Origin of the sequence: Curtobacterium poinsettiae (assembly GCF_047226435.1) — a bacterium.
Lineage (GTDB): Bacteria > Actinomycetota > Actinomycetes > Actinomycetales > Microbacteriaceae > Curtobacterium > Curtobacterium poinsettiae.
In genome coordinates, this window is the sequence record NZ_CP178434.1 from 1,980,341 (window position 1) to 1,999,184 (window position 18,844).

Annotated in this window: 15 protein-coding genes, 1 tRNA gene and 1 pseudogene; 3 read left to right on the plus strand and 14 right to left on the minus strand. The window is 71.6% G+C overall.

From position 1 onward, the window contains the following. Window positions 1-101: 101 nt before the first annotated feature. Window positions 102-1,781, minus strand: coding sequence for a DUF885 domain-containing protein (locus tag ACL00U_RS09395; RefSeq protein ID WP_412873326.1), 1,680 nt, complete (start codon window positions 1,779-1,781; stop codon window positions 102-104). Between the two features lie 127 nt (window positions 1,782-1,908). Next, window positions 1,909-4,551 (minus strand): DNA polymerase I, encoded by a 2,643-nt coding sequence (gene polA, locus ACL00U_RS09400; protein ID WP_412873327.1) that lies wholly within the window; start codon window positions 4,549-4,551, stop codon window positions 1,909-1,911. A 74-nt stretch (window positions 4,552-4,625) separates the two neighbouring features. Between polA and ACL00U_RS09405 the strand changes: the two genes are divergently transcribed. After that, the gene (locus ACL00U_RS09405; RefSeq protein WP_017887242.1) at window positions 4,626-5,048 is read left to right on the plus strand and encodes a PaaI family thioesterase; all 423 of its coding nucleotides are present in this window, start codon (window positions 4,626-4,628) and stop codon (window positions 5,046-5,048) included. Window positions 5,049-5,068: 20 nt separating this feature from the next. On the opposite strand, the gene ACL00U_RS09410 is transcribed toward ACL00U_RS09405, so the two are convergent. The 5 genes from ACL00U_RS09410 to ACL00U_RS09430 all read right to left on the minus strand — a co-directional run bounded on the left by ACL00U_RS09410 (window position 5,069) and on the right by ACL00U_RS09430 (window position 8,654). After that, window positions 5,069-5,539 carry a GNAT family N-acetyltransferase gene (locus tag ACL00U_RS09410; RefSeq protein WP_017887241.1) on the minus strand — a complete coding sequence of 157 codons (471 nt, stop codon included), beginning with the start codon at window positions 5,537-5,539 and terminating at the stop codon, window positions 5,069-5,071. A 116-nt stretch (window positions 5,540-5,655) separates the two neighbouring features. Further along, entirely contained in the window at window positions 5,656-6,261 is a 606-nt protein-coding gene (locus tag ACL00U_RS09415; protein WP_017887240.1) for an ANTAR domain-containing response regulator, read from the minus strand. Between the two features lie 128 nt (window positions 6,262-6,389). Beyond that, window positions 6,390-6,471 (minus strand) — tRNA-Leu (locus ACL00U_RS09420). Window positions 6,472-6,483: 12 nt separating this feature from the next. After that, window positions 6,484-7,974 (minus strand): sensor histidine kinase, encoded by a 1,491-nt coding sequence (locus tag ACL00U_RS09425; RefSeq protein WP_140448083.1) that lies wholly within the window; start codon window positions 7,972-7,974, stop codon window positions 6,484-6,486. Further along, on the minus strand, window positions 7,971-8,654 hold the full coding sequence (locus ACL00U_RS09430) for a response regulator (protein WP_259495636.1): 684 nt from the start codon (window positions 8,652-8,654) through the stop codon (window positions 7,971-7,973). Before ACL00U_RS09430 ends, ACL00U_RS09425 begins: the two co-directional genes overlap by 4 nt. A gap of 149 nt (window positions 8,655-8,803) precedes the next feature. On the opposite strand from ACL00U_RS09430, the gene ACL00U_RS09435 reads away from it, so the two are divergent. Further along, the gene (locus tag ACL00U_RS09435) at window positions 8,804-9,292 is read left to right on the plus strand and encodes a hypothetical protein (protein ID WP_259552582.1); all 489 of its coding nucleotides are present in this window, start codon (window positions 8,804-8,806) and stop codon (window positions 9,290-9,292) included. 25 nt (window positions 9,293-9,317) lie between these two features. Here ACL00U_RS09435 and ACL00U_RS09440 read toward each other — a convergent pair whose 3' ends face one another. The 3 genes from ACL00U_RS09440 to ACL00U_RS09450 are packed head-to-tail and all read right to left on the minus strand — an operon-like array spanning window position 9,318 to window position 12,533. Then, window positions 9,318-10,541 carry a GAF domain-containing protein gene (locus ACL00U_RS09440; protein ID WP_017887236.1) on the minus strand — a complete coding sequence of 408 codons (1,224 nt, stop codon included), beginning with the start codon at window positions 10,539-10,541 and terminating at the stop codon, window positions 9,318-9,320. 52 nt (window positions 10,542-10,593) lie between these two features. Then, window positions 10,594-10,992 (minus strand): DUF779 domain-containing protein, encoded by a 399-nt coding sequence (locus ACL00U_RS09445; RefSeq protein WP_194590534.1) that lies wholly within the window; start codon window positions 10,990-10,992, stop codon window positions 10,594-10,596. Then, window positions 10,992-12,533, minus strand: coding sequence for an aldehyde dehydrogenase family protein (locus tag ACL00U_RS09450; RefSeq protein WP_412873328.1), 1,542 nt, complete (start codon window positions 12,531-12,533; stop codon window positions 10,992-10,994). Before ACL00U_RS09450 ends, ACL00U_RS09445 begins: the two co-directional genes overlap by 1 nt. 151 nt (window positions 12,534-12,684) lie before the next feature. Between ACL00U_RS09450 and ACL00U_RS09455 the strand changes: the two genes are divergently transcribed. After that, on the plus strand, window positions 12,685-13,224 hold the full coding sequence (locus ACL00U_RS09455) for an HdeD family acid-resistance protein (protein WP_412873329.1): 540 nt from the start codon (window positions 12,685-12,687) through the stop codon (window positions 13,222-13,224). A 98-nt stretch (window positions 13,225-13,322) separates the two neighbouring features. Here ACL00U_RS09455 and ACL00U_RS09460 read toward each other — a convergent pair. From ACL00U_RS09460 to ACL00U_RS09475, 4 genes and pseudogenes are all read right to left on the minus strand, one after another. After that, window positions 13,323-14,414: pseudogene (locus ACL00U_RS09460) on the minus strand (acyltransferase family protein); the annotation flags it as partial. A 38-nt stretch (window positions 14,415-14,452) separates the two neighbouring features. Beyond that, window positions 14,453-15,547 (minus strand): VIT1/CCC1 transporter family protein, encoded by a 1,095-nt coding sequence (locus tag ACL00U_RS09465; protein ID WP_140448086.1) that lies wholly within the window; start codon window positions 15,545-15,547, stop codon window positions 14,453-14,455. 130 nt (window positions 15,548-15,677) lie between these two features. After that, on the minus strand, window positions 15,678-17,123 hold the full coding sequence (gene pyk / locus ACL00U_RS09470; protein ID WP_017887208.1) for a pyruvate kinase: 1,446 nt from the start codon (window positions 17,121-17,123) through the stop codon (window positions 15,678-15,680). A 233-nt stretch (window positions 17,124-17,356) separates the two neighbouring features. Continuing rightward, a complete protein-coding gene (locus ACL00U_RS09475) occupies window positions 17,357-18,814 on the minus strand; it encodes a glutamate synthase subunit beta (protein WP_017887206.1) in 1,458 nt (485 codons plus the stop codon). Between the last annotated feature and the right edge of the window lie 30 nt (window positions 18,815-18,844).

The following is an 18,844-nucleotide window of genomic DNA, read 5'->3' on the forward strand; positions in this document are numbered from 1 at the left end:
CGTGGTGCACCGCCGTGGCGATTGATTGAGTGGCGCGGATTGCGCCGCACAAGTCTAACCGCACCGGCCGAAGCCTCACAACCGGGCGGGTCGACGGCGCGTCACCCGACCAGGGCGGTGCGCAGGGTGTCGAGACCGATGCTGCCGAGCGAGAGCGCACGGTGGTGGAACGCCTTCAGGTCGAAGTCGGCTCCCTCACGCGCGGCGACCTCGTCGCGGATGGACTCCCACACGCGCTGGCCGACCTTGTAGGACGGTGCCTGCCCCGGCCACCCGAAGTAGCGGGCCACCTCGAACCGGACGAACGCCGGGTCCATGTTGACGTTCTTCCCCATGAAGTCGAGCGCGTACTCCCACGTCCAACCGCCGCCGTCGGGGTTCGTCTTCTGCAGGTGCACGCCGATGTCGAGCACGACGCGGGCGGCACGCATCCGCTGGCCGTCGAGCATGCCGAGTCGGTCGCCGTCGTCGTCGAGGAACCCGAGCTGTTCCATCAGCCGCTCCGCGTAGAGCGCCCAGCCCTCGACGTGCCCCGAGGAGCCCGACAGCTGCCGGCGCCAGGTGTTCAGCTCGCCGCGGTTGTAGACGCCCTGGCTGATCTGCAGGTGGTGGCCCGGGACGCCCTCGTGGTAGACCGTCGTCTTCTCGCGCCAGGTGCCGAACTCGGTGACGCCCTCGGGCACGGACCACCACATGCGACCGGCACGGGAGAAGTCGTCGGAGGGGCCGCTGTAGTAGATCCCGCCCTCTTGCGTGGGGGCGATCCGGCACTCCAGACGACGGATCGGGTCCGGGATGTCGAAGTACGTCCCCGCCATCGCGGCGATCGACGCGTCGCTCGTCTCCTGCATCCACCGCTGCAGGGCGTCGGTCCCGTGCAGGATCCGTGCTGGGTCGGTGTCGAGCACCTCGATCGCGCGGGCCACGCTCGCGCCGGACTCGATGCGGTCGGCGATGCGCTCCTGTTCGTCCCGCATGCGGGCGAGTTCCTCGAGGCCCCACTCGTACGTCTCGTCGAGGTCGACGACCGCACCGAGGAACCGGCGGGAGTGCAGCTCGTAGGCTTCGCGACCGACGGCGTCGACCGGGGTGGCCAGCGGCAGCAGCTCGTGCTCCAGGAACTGTCCGAACGAGCGGTAGGCCGCCGCCGCGACCTCGGCACCGCGGCGCAGGTCGGCTCGGAGCGCCTCCGGCACGGGGACGTCGCCCTCGAACGCGGCGGAGTCGGCCAGCTGACGGAACATCCCGCCGTCGGCGCCGGTGCGCGCCGCCTGCTCGGCGATGAGCGCGACCTGGCGCTTCGCCGGGGTGACGTCTTCACGCGTGCCCTCGAGCAGTGTCTCGCGGATGCCCTCGAGCGCATCCGGCAGCGCCTGCAGCCGACTCGCGATGTCCTGCCAGTCCGACTCGGTCGCGGTCGGCATCAGGTCGATGATCTCGCGCACCGACTGTGCCGGGCTCGCGATGACGTTCAGGTCGCGGAGGTGCAGCTTGCGCTCGTAGGACTCGACGGTGAGGTCCAGCTCGGCACCGAGGTCGGCCTTGGTCACCTGGTCCACGGAGTCGACGGCCGGAGCGGCGTCGAGTGCACGCTTGGTGCCGCGGGCGGCCTCGGCCAGCGCGGCGGCGCCGGCGGGCGAGGTGTCGCCGTACTCCCCCGTGCGCCCCGGCACCCCGATGTACGTGGCGGTCGTCGGGTCGAGATCGACGAGTGTGGTGACCCAGTCCTCGGCGACACGGTCGACGGCGGACGGCTGGCGGACAGGACGGTCATCGGTCATGCCCTCGACCCTACCCAGGTGGACCACGGCGGACGGCCGCTGCGGATCGACGGACAGGAGGCGCGGTGCCAGCTGGCACCGCGCCTCCTGTCCGTCGACCGTCACCACCAGGGCCGGCGGCCCCGCGTCAGTGCGCGGCGTCCTCCCAGTTGCGGCCGACGCCGACGGACACGTCGAGCGGCACCGTCAGCTCGGCGGCGTTGCCCATCCGGGTGCGCAGGATCTCCTCGACGCGCTCCTGCTCGCCCGGAGCGACCTCGAGGATGAGCTCGTCGTGCACCTGGAGCAGCAGGTGGGACTCCAGCTCGTCGTCGCGCAGGTCGTCGGCGACCCCGAGCATCGCGATCTTGATGATGTCGGCGGCGGAACCCTGGATCGGTGCGTTCAGCGCGGCCCGCTCGGCGTTCTCGCGCAGCACCCGGTTCGGGCTCTTCAGGTCGGGGAACGGACGACGGCGACCGAAGATCGTCTCGGTGTAGCCGTCCTCACGCGCCTGCTCGACGACGTTGCGCAGGTAGTCGCGTACGGCGCCGAAGCGGGAGAAGTACTCGGTCATGAGCGTGCGGGCCTCGGACTGCTCGATGCGCAGCTGCTTCGACAACCCGAACGCGCTCAGCCCGTACGCCAGGCCGTAGGACATGGCCTTGACCTTCGTGCGCATCTCGTTGGAGACCTCGGACGGGTCGACACCGAAGACCCGGGCGCCGACGAAGCGGTGCAGGTCCTCGCCCTCGTTGAAGGCCTGGATCAGCCCGGGGTCGCCGGAGAGGTGCGCCATGATCCGCATCTCGATCTGCGAGTAGTCGGCGGTGACGAGCGTCGTGTACGGCTCGGCGACCGCGAACGCCGAGCGGATCCGGCGACCGACGGCGGTCTTCACGGGGATGTTCTGCAGGTTCGGGTCGGTCGACGACACCCGGCCGGTGCTCGTGCCGGTCTGCTCGTACCGGGTGTGGATGCGCCCGTCGACCACGGCGGCGTCGAGGGTGTCGACGATCTGCCGGAGCTTCGTGGCGTCGCGGTGCTGCAGCAGGAGCCCGAGGAACGGGTGCGGGTGCTGTTCCTGCAGGTCGGCCAGGCTCGCGGCGTCGGTCGAGAACCCGGTCTTGGTCTTGCGGGTCTTCGGCATCGCGAGCTCGGTGAACAGGACTTCCTGCAGCTGCTTCGGCGACCCGAGGTTGACCTCGTGCCCGATCTCGGCGAACGCCTGCTGCGCCAGCTCGGCGGCGCGCTCCCCCAGCTCCTTCGACAGGCCCGTGAGCACCGGACGGTCCATGCCGACGCCGATGGTCTCCATGCCCGCGAGCACCGAGACGAGCGGCAGCTCGATGTCGTCGAGCACCTGCAGCGACGACTCGTCGATCCGGGCACGCAGGGCCGTGGTGACGCGGAGCACGAACCAGGCGTGCACTCCGACGTTGACCGGGTCGGTCTCGGGGACGAGCTGGTTCGGGTCGGCCGTCGGCAGTTCTTCGCCGAGCTCCTGGTAGACGAGGTCGGACAGCGGCTGCCCCTGCTTGCCGGGCTGTGCGAGCCACCCCATGATCCGGGCGTCGCCGGCGACGCCGTTCACCACGAAGCCGGCGGTGCCGAGGGCCTTGATCGCGGCCTTGGCGTCGTGGAAGTGCTTCGGTGCGTCGGACGCGAACCAGGCCGACAGCTGCTCGTAGTCCTGGGCGCCGCTGCCACCCGGCACGAGCACGGCGTCGTCGTGGGTCGCGATGCCGATGGCGCTGAGGCGTCCGTCGATGACCTCGACCGCGACGCCGTAGCCGTTCGCCGCCTCGGTCGCGTTCCGGCGTTCGAGCCAGTAGCCGAGCTCTTCGTCGATCAGGGTCTTGACGGGCGGCGGGGTCGGCGCACCGTCGTCGACGGTGCCCTCGGCCGAGGGTTCTGCGGGCTCGCCCGACCCGGCGACCTTGAACACGCGGTCGAGCAGCGTGCGGAACTGCAGCTTGGCGAAGAGCTCGCGCACCGCGTTCTCGTCGACGGGACGGAGTGCGACGTCGGCCGGACCGACGGGCAGTTCGACGTCGGTGACCAGGCGGTTGAGCCGGCGGTTCCGCACGGCACGGTCCCGCTGCTCACGCAGGTTGTTGCCGACGACGCCCTTGATCTCGTCGGCGTGCTCGAGGACACCGTCGAGCGACCCGTACTGGGTGACCCACTTGACCGCGGTCTTCTCGCCGACCTTGTCGATGCCGATCAGGTTGTCGCTGGTCTCGCCGACGAGGGCCGCGATGTCCGGGTACTGGTGCGGCTCGATGCCGTACCGCTCGTAGACCTTGTCGCGGTCGTAGCGGGTGAGTTCGGAGACACCGCGGACCGACGGGTACAGCAGCGTCACGTCGTCGTTGACGAGCTGGATCGAGTCGCGGTCGCCCGAGACCACGTAGACCTTGTACCCCTGGTCGGAGCCCTGCGTGGAGAGGGTCGCGAGGATGTCGTCGGCCTCGTAGTCCTCTTTCGTGACGGTGGTGATGCCCATCGCCTCGAGCGCCTGCTGCAGCAGCGGGATCTGGCCCTTGAACTCGGCCGGTGTCTCGGAGCGGGTGCCCTTGTACTCGGCGTACTCACGCGTGCGGAACGAGAACCGGGAGATGTCGAACGCCACCGCCAGGTGGGTGGGCTTCTCGCGCTGCAGGAGCATCAGCAGCATCGAGATGAAGCCGTGGATCGCGTTGGTGTGCTGCCCCTCGCGGTTCACGAAGCTGTCGACCGGCAGCGCGTAGAAGGCCCGGAAGGCGAGCGAGTGGCCGTCGATGACCATGAGGGTAGGCTTTGCGGAGTCCGACACCCGGACAGCCTACCGACGCCCGCTGACACGGAAGGTCGACGCAGACCGTGACCGACGACACCACCTCGACCACGATCGACCCCCGCCTCGATGACCGCGGCACGGGCGAGCTGGCCGAGAAGATGGGCATGGTCATCACCGAGCTCTCGGCGGAGCGAGCGGTCGGTTCGATCCCCGTCGAGGGCAACCGCCAGCCGGTCGGCCTGCTGCACGGCGGTGCCTACGTCGTCCTCGCGGAGAGCCTCGGGTCGATGGCCGCGAACGTGCACGCCGGGCCCGGCCGCTACGCCGTCGGCATCGAGCTCAGCGCCTCGCACTCCCGGAGTGCCACGAGCGGCCTGGTCACGGGCACGTGCACCGCCATCCACCTGGGCGGCACGCTCACCACCCACGAGATCGTCCTGACCGACGACCAGGGTCGCCGCTGCTCCACCGTCCGGATCACGAACATGATCCGCGAGCGTCGCTGACCGACGGGCCGACCGGCCGCTCAGTCCTCGGGCGGCCGCTGCAGCAGCAGGCGGGCGTCGCCGAAGCCGAGCCGCCGGTAGAGCCGCTCGCCGTCCACGCTCGAGTGCACCGACGTCCGCTCCGCGCCGAGTTCGTCCGCGACCTCGAGCAGGGCCGTGACGAGCCGTCCGGCGACGCCGGAACCGCGCAGCTCCGGGTGCACGTAGACCGTCTGCAGCTCGGCGGCGAACCGGTCGCCGTCCACGTTCGGCGCCGGCGGCCGCGGGTGCACCGCCAACCACGCCATGCCGAGCACGACGCCGTCCCGCTCGGCGACGACGCACCGGTGCGACTCCCGGTGCCGGGCAGCGAACTCCGTCATCGCCCTGCGGTACTCCTCCGGCGTCTGCGCCGGTGAGCGGCCACCCTCGTCCACGCTCCACCGCCACCGCAGGTCGGCCACCGCCGGCATGTCGTCAGGCCGGGAGGCCCGGATCACCACGTCGTCCATGCCTCCAGCCTGCCAGGTGGTCGCGCCCCATGCCCCGCCCTCGGACGCAGGAACGCCGCCGACCCCAGGGGGTCCGACGGCGTTCCGTGAGCGACGGTGCTGTGCTGCGGCGTCCGCTACTTCTTGGCGCTGAGCTGCTCGATGATCGCCTTGGCGACGTCGTGCATGGTCAGGCGGCGGTCCATCGAGGCCTTCTGGATCCAGCGGAACGCCTCGGGCTCGGTGAGGCCCATCTTCTCGTTCAGCAGGCCCTTGGCACGGTCGACGAGCTTGCGGGTCTCGAAGCGCTCGACGAGGTCGGCGACCTCGGCCTCGAGCGTGATGATCTGCTGGTACCGCGAGAGGGCGATCTCGATCGCGGGGAGCAGGTCGTTCGGGGTGAAGGGCTTGACCACGTAGGCCAGCGCGCCGGCCTCGGTGGCACGCTCGACCAGGTCCTTCTGGCTGAACGCGGTCAGCAGGACGACGGGAGCGATGTGGTTCTTGGACAGCTTCTCAGCTGCGGAGATGCCGTCGAGCTGGGGCATCTTGACGTCCATCACGACGAGGTCGGGACGCAGGTCGGTCGCGAGCTGGACGGCGGTCTCGCCGTCTCCGGCTTCACCGACGACGTCGAACCCGTTGTCGCGGAGGATCTCCACGATGTCGAGGCGGATGAGCGACTCGTCCTCGGCGACGACGACGCGACGGGGTGCTGGTGCTGTTGCTTCTGTGTCACTCACGGACGAAAGCCTACTAGACGACGGAACTGCCGCATCCCAGACCACGCAGATCGATCAGACGGATGGGCAGCTTGGTACGAGTGGCGGGACGCGGGTCCGAACTGCCCCGCACGCCGTGAGCAATTTCGTACGAGTGGCGGGACTTGAACCCGCACGCCGTGAGGCAGAGCATTTTGAGTGCCCCGTGTCTGCCGATTCCACCACACTCGCGAGGACTCCAGGCTAGCAGGACGCGCGCACCACCCCGGTCGCCGCCGGGAGCGACAACTCGAACACGGCGCCGCCCAGCGTGCCTTCCTCGCCGTACCGCAGCCCGCCGCCGTGCGCCTCGGCGATGCCCCGTGCGATGGGGAGCCCGAGCCCCGCTCCGCCCGAGCGGGCGTCCCGTGCGGCCTCGAGCCGGACCAACCGGTCGAACACCCGCTCACGGTGTTCCAGGGGGATCCCCGGCCCGTCGTCCTCGACCCGTACCACGGGGCCGGGTCCGCGGTCGTCGAGGCTGACGACGACCCGTCCCGTCGCACCGCCCGCACGTGCCGCGTTGTCGACGAGGTTGCCGAGGACCTGGGCGATCCGCTCGGCGTCGACGTCGGCCTCCACCGGGTGCTCGGGCACGACGACGTCGAGCTCGAGGGTGGGCAGCCGGAGCCGGAGCCGGTCTCCCTCGGCCGCCAGGAACGCCCCGAGCTCGACCACCTGCCGGTCGAGTTCGATCCCGCGGTCGAGCCGGGCCATCGTGAGCATGTCCTCGATGAGCCGAGCTGCCCGGTCGGCCTGCCGGACGACGTGCACGGCCAGCACCTCGCGGGTCCGGTCGTCACCGGCGCCACCCCGCACCAGGGTGTCGGCGGCCGCGCGGACCCCTGCGACGGGTGTCCGCAGTTCGTGCGCGGCGTCGGAGAGGAACGACCGGACGCGGGCCTCTGCGGCGACGGCTTCACGCTCGGCGCCCTCGACCGCGTCGAGCATCTCGTCCAGGGCGACGGCCACGCGACCGATCTCGGTGTCGCGGCGCGAGGGTCGGAGCCGCTGCCCACGGTCACCGCCGGCGATCGACCGCGCGGTCGTCGCCATCTGGTCGAGCGGTCGCAGGGACCGTCGGACGACCAGGACGACGCCGAGGACGGCGATGCCGAGGAACGCCGCCGAGGCACCGCCCATCACCCAGCCGAGCTGCACGAGCGTGTCCTGGACGTCGCGGGTGCCGGCGGTGAGGGTGATCCGGGTGCCGTCGTCGAGCCGGCTCACCAGGGTGAGGACACCGTCGTCCTCGCGAACCGACGACGACGTGATCGTGGCGCCGTCGTCGGCGGGCGCCGGCGTGGCCGGATCGGTGGGTGTCCGTCCGACGCCCCCGCTGCCCCGTGGGACCGTCACGGGGAGGGAACCGGGGTCGGGCGGACCGGCGCGGAGCTGGTCCGGGGTCGGTCCGGCCTCGACGGCGTCCCCGTCCGGCTGGACGATCCGGACCGAGAGTCCCTGCGCGGAGAGCCGGTCGGCCAGGTCCTCGGCGTCGACGGTGCCGACGAGCGCCGCGGCGGCCGACGCACGGTCACGCAGGCGGTCCTCGGCCTGGGCGCGGAGCCGGACGCCGAGCAGCCCCTCGACCGCGATCGTCAGCCCGGCGAGCAGGACGGCGAGCAGGACCACGATGGCGACGACGGTCCGCAGCCGCAGCGAGGTGGTCCGCAGGCGCCCGGCCTCAGCCCTCACGCTGCGGTCCGCTCGTCGCTGAGCCGGTACCCGATGCCCCGGACGGTGTGCACGAGGCGTGGTCCGTGCGCCTCCATCTTCCGCCGGAGGGCGCTGAGGTGGACCTCGACGACGTTCGCCGCGACGTCGTCGTACCCCCACACCTGGGTGGTGATCTGTCCCTTGGACACCGTCCGGCCCCGGCTCTCGGCCAGGAAGCGCAGCAGGCGGAACTCCGTCGCGGTGAGGTCGAGCAGCACCCCGGCGCGGCGGGCGGTGGCGGCGTCCGGGTCGAGCACGAGGTCACCCACCTCGACGACCGAGGGGATCCGGCCACGCCGTCGGAGCACCGCGGTCACGCGGGCGACCAGTTCGGCCATCGCGAACGGCTTCACCACGTAGTCGTCGGCCCCCTCGGCGAAACCGCGCAACCGCTCGTCGAGTTCGTCCCGCGCGGTCATCATGACGACGGCGGCGTCCGTGGCGGAACGCACCCGTCCGGCGAGCACGATGCCGCTCGGTCCGGGCAGCATCCAGTCGAGCAGGACGAGGTCGGGGGCGCTGCGTCGCAGGTCGTCGACGAGGTCCCGTCCGTCCACGGCCTCGGCGACGAGGAAGCCCTCGGCGCGGAGTGTGGTCGCGACCGCGGTGCGGATGGAGTCGTCGTCGTCGACGACCAGGATTCGGGCGGGAGCAGGCACGGCGGACACCGTACGGCGCTCCGACGGCCACCGAGCATGGAGGACGCTGGAGAACCCCTGTGCTTCAGGCATGCTTCAGATTCGGACTCGAGCGTCGTCTGCAGCGGCGGATCACCCGGATCCGCTCGGACAGACGAACGGTGACCACCATGCACGACGAACGAGACGACTCGACCACCACTCCCACCCGACGACGCGGGGCGCTCCTGCGACGGGTCGGCATCGGCACGGCCGCGGCCGCGGTCCTGGTGCTCGGCGGGTTCGGCATCGCCACGGCGAACGCAGCCACGACCTCCCCGGCGCAGGGCACCCCGACCGGCGCGCCGACCGGCGCGACCACGCCGGCCCCGGCCCCGGCCCCGGCTCCGGCCGACGGCGACACCGCGACGGTGCCCGCACCGCCCGAGGGCGGGCCCGCGACGGCGCCCGGCTGCACGGCGCTCCCGGACGCGGGTGCGCACGCGACCGTCCCCGCCCCGCCGAGGGGCGCCGACGGGAAGGCGCCGACCCCGCCGAAGGAGGGTGCGAAGCCCTCGGCGCCGACCCCGCCGGAGGACGGCGCGACGGGGAAGGCCACGGCACCCGCCCCGGCAGCTCCCGACGGGACCACGACCCCTGCGCCGGCCTCCGGTTCCTGATCACCGAGCCGGGGAGCGCGCGCCGTCAGCGATCCCGATCGCGCGGGGCGCGCCTCCCGGCCTGGTCGTCCCGAGCGTCTCCGGAACCCTCGAGCGCCTCGATCGCCGCCACGAGACCGGCCCGTCGCGGCGATCGCCGCGGCAGCACCGCGAGCAGCGCGCGGAGGACGAACGCATCCGTCGCGCCGTCCGGCGTGCGTGCCCACGCGAGCAGGGCGTCGACTCCGCCGTCGGCGACGACCGACTCACGGAACCGCAGCCGCACCAGGTCACGGAGCGCGTCGACGCCGGGTGCGGCCGAGCCCGGCAGGACCGGTCCGGCGTACCGGTCGACGGCCTGGAGGCGCGCCCCGCGTCCGAGCGCGGACAGCACGCCGTCGACGTCGGTCCGGACTCCGACCACCCGGTACGGCCGCGACGTCACCGTCACGCCCGGCGCGTGCTGCGCGAGGACCCGGCGGAGCCGCACCACCTCGGCGCGCAGGGTGACGACCGCGCCCGGGTCGCCGTAGACGGCGGCGGCGAGGTCGGCTGCCGCGAGACCGCCGGGGTGCGCGGCGAGCACGACGAGCAGTTCGGAGTGCCGGGCGGAGAGCTGGAGACGCCGGTCGGCGATCCGGAGCACGGCTGTGTCGGTCCCGAGCACGGTGAGCTCGGCCGCCGGCACGTGGGGTGTCCGCGCGCGCGGTCGGACCGCGGCCAGGGCGAGCTGGGCCTCGGCGGCGGCGACCGTGGCGGCGAGCAGCGACAGCGTGTGCCGCTCGACGGCGCGGTCGTCGCCCGTCAGGTCGAGCACCCCGACGGTGGCGCCACTCGCGTCGTGCACCGGGACCGCCGTGCACGAGAACGGCTTGACGGCGTTCGCGTAGTGCTCGTCGGACCGGATCTGCACCGGACCGTCCAGGCGCAGGGCCGTGCCGGGAGCGCTGGTGCCGACGCGCTCCTCCGACCAGTCGGCCCCGGGGACGAAGCCCATGTCCTCGGCGGCACGTCGGGTGGACCGGGCGCCGTCGACCCAGACGAGGCGACCCGCGGCGTCCCCGACGGCGACGACGCACCCGGCCGAGCGGGAGTCGTCGAGCAGCAGCCGGCGGACCACTGGCAGCAGGGTCGCGAGGGGGCCGTCCTGCCGTGCGGCGTCGAGTTCGTCGTCCCCCAGGGCGAGCACCGGAGCCGCGTCCGGGTCGACCCGGGCGGACCGCTGCCACGACTCGGCGACGAGCGGGCGGAGCCGACCGGGTGCGCGCATGCGTCCTCCGATCGACCCCACCCGCCGCTCCGTCGCGACGCGTGCGGTCAGCCTACGTCCGGGCCACCCTCGGGACCAGGCCGAGATCGGCGAGCTCGGCGTCGTCGAACATCCGCGACCGGGTGAGGAACCGCTTGCCCTCGGGGACCTCGACCGAGAACCCGCCGCCGCGACCGTCCACCACGTCGATCGTCAGGTGCGTGTACTTCCAGTACTCGAACTGCGACACCGACATGGAGACCTCGACCGGGTCGAGGCCGTCCACCTGCAGTGCGCCGAGCAGGACGTCCCCCGGACCGGTCCGGAACATGCCGACGGGGTAGCACATCGGGCTCGAGCCGTCGCAGCAGCCGCCGGACTGGTGGAACATCAGCGGGCCGTGCCGGGCGGTGAGGGTGCGGAGGAGCTCCCCCGCCGCCGGCGTGATCGCGACCCGTGCGGTGTCGGGCATCAGAAGAAGCCCATCGGTCCGTCGGCGTAGGAGACGAGCAGGTTCTTCGTCTGCTGGTAGTGGTCGAGCATCATCTTGTGGTTCTCGCGCCCGATGCCGGACTGCTTGTAGCCGCCGAACGCCGCGCCCGCCGGGTACTGGTGGTAGGTGTTCGACCAGACGCGTCCGGCCTGGATGTCGCGTCCGGCGCGGTACAGGGTCGTGACGTCGCGGCTCCACACGCCGGCGCCGAGCCCGTAGAGGGTGTCGTTGGCCGTGGCGATCGCGTCGTCGTAGCCGCTGAAGGACGTCAGGGCGAGCACCGGGCCGAAGATCTCCTCCTGGAAGATCCGCATCGAGTTGTCGCCCTCGAACACCGTCGGGGTGACGTAGTAGCCGCCGGAGAGCTCGCCGCCCAGGTCGGCCCGTTCGCCGCCGGTCAGGAGCTTCGCGCCCTCCTGCTTGCCGATGTCGATGTAGCTCAGGATCTTCTCGAGCTGGTCGTTCGACGCCTGGGCGCCGATCATCGTCGACAGGTCGAGCGGGTGTCCCTGCTTGACGGCTCGGACGCGGTCCAGGCCGTCGGCGACGAAGCCGTCGTAGATCTCCTTCGCCACGAGCGCCCGGGACGGACACGTGCAGACCTCGCCCTGGTTCAGGTTGAAGAACGTGAAGCCCTCGAGCGCCTTGTCGTAGAAGGAGTCCTTCTCGGCGGCGACGTCGGGGAAGAACACGTTCGGGCTCTTACCGCCGAGTTCGAGCGTCACCGGGATGAGGCTCTGCGAGGCGTACTGCATGATCAGCCGACCGGTGGTGGTTTCTCCCGTGAAGGCGATCTTGCGGATGTCCGGGTGCTGGGCGAGCGGTGCGCCGACCTCGATGCCGAAGCCGTTGACGACGTTGAGCACGCCCGTGGGCAGCAGGTCGCGGATGAGCTCGACGAGCACGTGGATGGACGCCGGGGTCTGCTCGGCGGGCTTCAGGACGACGCAGTTGCCGGCGGCGAGGGCCGGTGCGAGCTTCCACACCGCCATCAGGATCGGGAAGTTCCAGGGGATGATCTGCCCCACGACGCCGAGCGGTTCGTGGAAGTGGTACGCCACGGTGTCGTGGTCGATCTCGCCGGCGGATCCCTCCTGCGCCCGGATGGCCCCGGCGAAGTACCGGAAGTGGTCGATCGCGAGCGGGATGTCCGCGCCGAGGGTCTCGCGGATGGGCTTGCCGTTCTCCCACGTCTCCGCGACGGCGAGCATCTCGAGGTGCTCCTCCATGCGGTCGGCGATCTTGTTCAGGACGACGGCCCGTTCGGCTGCGCTCGTGCGGCCCCACGACGGGAACGCCTTCCAGCCCGCGGCGACGGCACGGTCGACGTCGGTGGAGTCACCGCGGGCGACCTCGGTGAACACCTTGCCGGTGACGGGGGTGGGGTTCTCGAAGTACTGCCCGCTCGACGACGGGACGTACTCGCCGCCGATGAAGTGGTCGTACCGGGACCGGTACTCGACCAGGGAGCCAGGTTCGCCTGGTGCGGCGTAACTGGTGGGCGAAGGTGCGATGGTCATGGTGGTGCCCTTTCGACGACGCTGTCGGGGCGCACGGGTCGTGTGCCTGCTCCGCACGGTACGGCCGCGGGGGTTGCAGGTGGTTGCACGAGGCCACGGCGCGACGGGTAGCGTGCTGGACACCAGCGCTGGCGATCAGGGAGGAGCGCTCGTGGATTCTCGTGCCGTCAGGACGTTCCGGGTGTTCGTCGTCGTCACGGCCGTGGTCGCCATCGCCCTGGGCATCGTGGCGATCGTCTGGCCCCGTCCGTCGCTCGTGCTCGTGGCACTGCTGTTCGGTGTGTACCTCGTCGTGGCCGGTGCGCTGCGGGTCTTCGCCGCGGTGCGGGGGCACGGCACCCGCCCGGCGTGGCGGTGGACGTCCGGCATCGTCGGTGGCCTGGTCGCGGTCGCGGGGCTGGTGACCCTGCTCGACCCGGCGATCCCGCTCGTCGTCTACGCGGTGCTCGCCGGTGTCGGGTTCGTGATCGAGGGGATCGTGTCGACCGTCGGTGGGTTCGTCGGGCACCCGGGATCGTCGCGCGTGCCGACGCTCGTGAGCGGGGTGCTGTCGATCCTCGGCGGCGTGGCCGTGCTCGTCGCCCCGGTGCTCGCGCTCGCGGTCTTCATGGTGTTCGCCGGCATCGCGCTCATCGTCGTCGGCGCCGCTGCGCTGCTGCTGCTCCCCCCGCGCGCCGCCGTCCGACGCTGACCGCCGTCGCGGCGGCGGCGGCCGAAGGCGCCCTCGAGCAGCGCGCGTTGGTGCGAGTTCATGAACGGACGCTCTACCACCACGGCGAACAGCACGCAGAGCGCGACGGCGACGGGGGCGACACCGAACAGCATCAGCGCGAACTGCACCGGGGTCGGCAGGTCGAGCGGCAGGAGGAGCAGGTTCCCGAGCGCGAGCAAGGGGCTGTGCACCAGGTACACGCTGTACGACACCAGGCCGAACTGGACCAGGCGCCGGCCGCCGAGCACCCCACGCGCGCGGTGCGTCCCGGCGCGCCCCGTCCGCTGCCCCTCGGCGAGGACCATCAGGAGCAGGGTCGATCCGACGCCGACCACGACACCCACCGTGACCCCGGACACGGCGCCGGGCGCCACGACGACCAGGCCGTACGCCGCGACCAGCACCACGGTGGCGACGACCAGCGTCGAGCGCTGGTGACGCAGGAGCGCCCGCGCGAGGCGGGGACGTCGGCGGCGCAGCTCATCCTCGGGGCCGACGACCAGGGACGCGCCGTACATGCCCAGGGCGAAGATGCCCAGGAAGTGGGGCGCCGACCACGCGCCGACCCCGGTCCGGACGGAGACCGCGGCCAACACGAACAGCAGTGCGACGAGGACGAGCGGCGGCACGCGTCGCCAGACGACCAGGAGCACCGGCATCAGGAGCATGAGCTGCATCTCGATCGGCAGGCTCCACAGCGTCCCGTTGATGGTCGTGATCCAGTCCGGCGAGAAGTTGTGCACCAGGAAGACGTGCGCCACGATGCTCTGCAAAGTCACGGGGAGCTTGTCGTCCCAGAGCGTGCCGTGCGGGACCCCCATCACCGGCACGAACGCGATGAGTGCGAGCGAGACCAGCAGCGCGGCGAGGTAGGGCGGCACGAGCCGTCGGATGCGCCGCTGCGCGAACACCACGTAGCTGCTGCCGAGGGCGAGGTCCCGCCGTCCAGCCACCGCGATCATGAGCGTGAACCCGGAGATCGCGACGAAGGCGGGGACCCGTACGTCGCCGGCGTCGAGCAGGCGCCAGACGACGGGCATCGATTCCTCGAGCGCTCCGGCCACCCCGGTGAACCGAGCGGTGTGCGCCAGGACGACGAGGATCGCGAGGATCCCCCGGAGTCCGTCCACGTGGGCGAGGTCGAGCCGGGGAAGACGATCGGATGCCATCTCAACAGCATCTCACATCTCGTATATGAATACCAAGGTCATGCGGAGCCGGTCCCGAACAGCAACCCGAGCACGTAGGTGACGACCGCCGCGCCGAAGCCGATCGCGAGCTGCCGGAACGCGCGCTTGGTGGGCGAGGCGCCGCTCAGCACGCCGACGACCGCACCGGTGCCGAGCAGGGCGATGCCCACCAGCCCGCCGGCCACCGCGATCGCCGGCCACCCCTGCATGCCGAACAGGAACGGCAGCACCGGGATGATCGCGCCCGAGGCGAAGAAGCAGAAGCTCGACACCGCGGCGCTCAGCCCGGTACCGACCGCCTCGTGGTCGTCCGCGACCGTGGTCGAACCGGTCGCCGGCCGCCGTTCACCGATGCCGGACAGCACCTGCGCCGCGTGCTGGGTCGCCTCGGCCTCGGACATCCCGCGCGCGCGGTAGACCAGGGCGAGCTCGTTCGCGTCGACGTCGAGGTCCGACACCGCCCTGCCGGCTTCGGGGTGCGGCGCGGACGCCTCGAGCAGTTCCCGCTGCGACCGGACGGAGACGTACTCCCCCGCACCCATCGACAACGCGCCCGCGAGCAGGCCGGCGATGCCACTCAGCAGCACGAAGTGCCGGTCGGCCCCGGAGGCGCTGATGCCGATGATGAGCGCCAGGTTGGACACCAGGCCGTCGTTCGCGCCGAACACCGCCGCGCGGAACGTGCCGGACAGCCGCATCCGGCCGCGGTTCGCGAGCCCGCGCACGACCTCGCCGTGGATGCGTTCGTCGGCGGCCATCCGCGCGGTCGCGTCGGAGTCGTCGGCGTACGGCGAGCGGTCCTCGGCGCGCTGCATGAGCGCGAGGACGAAGACCGACCCGAACCGCTTGGCCAGCGCGGCGAGCACCCGGGTCCGGAGGCTGCCCCGCTGCGGCCGGCCGACGTCGTCGCCGAGCAGGTCGAGCCAGTGGTCGGCGTGCCGCCCCTCGGCCTCGGCCAGCGCGGCCAGGATCTCGCGCTCCTCGCCGGAACGGCGCGCGGCGAGGTTGCGGTACACAGCCGCCTCGGCACGTTCGTCGGCCAGGTAACGACGCCAGCGGCGGACGTCGGCGCGCGGCGCCGGGGTGTCGGATCGGAGGCTCACAGCGACCATCCTGCCGCCTGCGGCCGACGTCCGGTCACCACCAGGGCCGTGGAGACGCGGCAGGGCGCGGACCGGAAGCGGTCGGTGCTGCGCGCACCGTGCCTCCCGTCCGCGCCCTGGTGGCGACGGATCCGTCGGATCAGTCCCGGACGTACGCCGGGGCGGCCTCGGCGTGGGCGTCGCCCACCCGGTGCACGCGGAGGTCGTTCGTCGAGCCCTCGATGCCGGGAGGGGACCCGGCCGTCACGATGACGCGGTCGCCGGGGGCGGCCAGGCCGTTCTCGAGGAGGACGTCGTCCACCTGCGAGAAGAGCTCGTCGGTGTGGGTCTTGCGCTCCACCAGGAACGAACGGACGCCCCAGGTGAGTGCCATCCGGCGGCGCGTGGCCTCGTTCGGGGTGAAGGCGATGATCGGCAGGCCGTGGCGCAGGCGCGACATGCGTCGGGCCGAGTCGCCGGACTCGGTGAAGACGCAGAGGTACGACGCCTCGGTGAACTCGGCGATCTCGACGGCGGCGAGGGTGATCGCACCGCCGAGGGTGCGCGGCTTGGTGCCGAGCGGCGCGATGCGCTCGAGGCCGTGGTCCTCGGTGGACTCCACGATGCGGGCCATGGTGCGGACGGTCTGCACCGGGTACTCACCGACGCTCGTCTCACCGGACAGCATGACCGCGTCGGCACCGTCGAGCACGGCGTTCGCGACGTCGGAGGTCTCGGCGCGCGTGGGGATCGGCGACGAGATCATCGACTCGAGCATCTGCGTCGCGACGATGACCGGCTTCGCCATGCGGCGGGACAGCTCGACGGCGCGCTTCTGCACGATCGGGACGGCCTCGAGCGGGAGTTCGACGCCGAGGTCCCCGCGGGCGACCATGATGCTGTCGAAGGCGTCGATGATCTCCTCGAGCGCGTCGACGGCCTGGGGCTTCTCGACCTTGGCGATGACCGGCAGGCGCTTGCCCTCTTCGTCCATGATCTCGTGCGCACGCACGACGTCGCTCGCGTTGCGGACGAACGACAGCGCGATGAGGTCGGCACCCTGGCGGATCGCCCAGCGGAGGTCGGCCTCGTCCTTCTCGCTCAGCGCGGGGACGTTGACGGCGACACCGGGCAGGTTGATGCCCTTGTTGTTGGACACCGTGCCGGGGACGACGACCTCGGTGCGGACCCGCACGCCGTCGGTGTCGAGGACACGCAGGCGGACACGGCCGTCGTCGATGAGCAGCGGGTCGCCGGGCTTGACGTCCTGCGGCAGGCCCTTGAACGTCGTGCCGCAGATCTCCTTCGAGCCGGGGACGTCCTCGGTCGTGATGGTGAAGATGTCACCGACCGCCAGGTCGTGCGGGCCGTCGGCGAAGCGGGCCAGACGGATCTTCGGACCCTGCAGGTCGACGAGGATCGCGACGGGCTTGCCGAGCTCTTCGGCGGCACGACGGACGTTGACGTAGTTGGCCTCGTGGACGCTGTAGTCACCGTGGCTGAGGTTGAGGCGGGCGACGTCGACGCCCGCTTCGATGATCTCCTTGACGGTCTCGTAGTCCGACGTTGCCGGTCCGAGCGTCGAAACGATCTTTGCGCGTCTCAATGGATTCCTTCGTGGTGGTGGATGGAGCTTGGGTTTCCGCGCTGTGGGGCCGCGCGGAACGAAGCGAGGCCACCAGCACCCTACCGAGTGCTGGTGGCCTCACGCTCACGGGAGCGTGAGCATCTGGTGGAGACGGTCCGTCTTCTGGCGGCGATCCGTCGTCCGGTGGCGGTCCGACATCTGGTGGCCGTCCGACATCTGGTGGCGGTCCGACATCTCGTGATCGTCCGGCATCAGACGGAGATCGCCCGGTCGGTCGCCTTGACCGGAGCCGGCAGGATGGTGGAGCCCTCGAGGTACTCGTCCACCTGTGCGGCCGCGGCACGGCCCTCGGCGATCGCCCACACGATGAGCGACTGCCCCCGACCCGCGTCGCCCGCGACGAACACGCCGGCCTCGTTGGTCGCGTAGTCGGCACGGCGGTCGAGCGACCCGGAGCCCGTGGTCGGCAGGCCGAGCTGCGGCTCGATCGTGTCCGACTCGGGGCCCGTGAAGCCCATCGCGATGAGGACGAGGTCCGCCGGGATCTCCCGCTCGGTGCCCGCCTTCGGCACCCGTCGGCCGTCGAGGTACTCGGTCTCGGCGACCCGGAGCGCACGGACCTCACCCGCGTCGTTCGACAGGAACTCGACGGTGGAGGCGAGGAAGTGCCGCTCGCCGCCCTCTTCGTGGGCACTCGTGATCTCGAACACGGTCGGGAACATCGGCCACGGCTGGTCGGACGGACGCTCGAGCGGCGGCTGCTTGCCGATCGCCAGGTTCGTCACGCTCAGCGCGCCCTGACGGTGTGCGGTGCCGATGCAGTCCGCACCGGTGTCGCCGCCGCCGATGACGACGACGTGCTTGCCCTCGGCCGTGATCTGGTTGTCGACCGTCGTGCCCGCGTTCGCCTTGTTCTGCTGGACCAGGTAGTCCATCGCGAAGTGCACGCCCTCGAGGTCGCGCCCCGGGATCGGCAGGTCACGGGGCACGGTGGCACCGGTGGCGACCACGACCGCGTCGTAGCGGGACTTCAGGTCGTCCCAGGTGATGTCCTTGCCGATCTCGACACCGGCACGGAACCGGGTGCCCTCGGCCTGCATCTGGGCGAGGCGCGCGTCGATCTGGCGCTTCTCCATCTTGAAGTCCGGGATGCCGTAGCGGAGCAGTCCGCCGATGCGGTCGTCCCGCTCGTAGACGGCGACCGTGTGCCCGGCACGCGTGAGCTGCTGCGCGGCGGCGAGCCCGGCGGGGCCGGAGCCCACCACGGCGACGGTCTTGCCGGTCAGGCGCTCCGGCGGGTGCGGCGTGACCCACCCGTTCTGGAACGCCTGGTCGATGATCGAGACCTCGACCTGCTTGATGGTCACCGGCGGCTGGTTGATGCCGAGCACGCAGGACGACTCGCACGGGGCCGGGCAGAGCCGCCCCGTGAACTCCGGGAAGTTGTTCGTCTCGTGCAGGCGTTCGATCGCCTGACGGCCCTCACCGCGCCAGGTCAGGTCGTTCCACTCCGGGATGAGGTTGCCGAGTGGGCAGCCCTGGTGGCAGAACGGCACGCCGCAGTCCATGCACCGGCCGGCCTGGCGCTTCAGGACACCGGACTCCTGCTGCTCGTAGACCTCTTTCCAGTCCATGAGCCGCACGGGCACGGGGCGCCGGGGCGGGAGTTCGCGTTCCTGGACCTTCAGGAATCCCTTGGGGTCAGCCACCGGTCACCTCCAGGGTTGTGATGGGCTCTG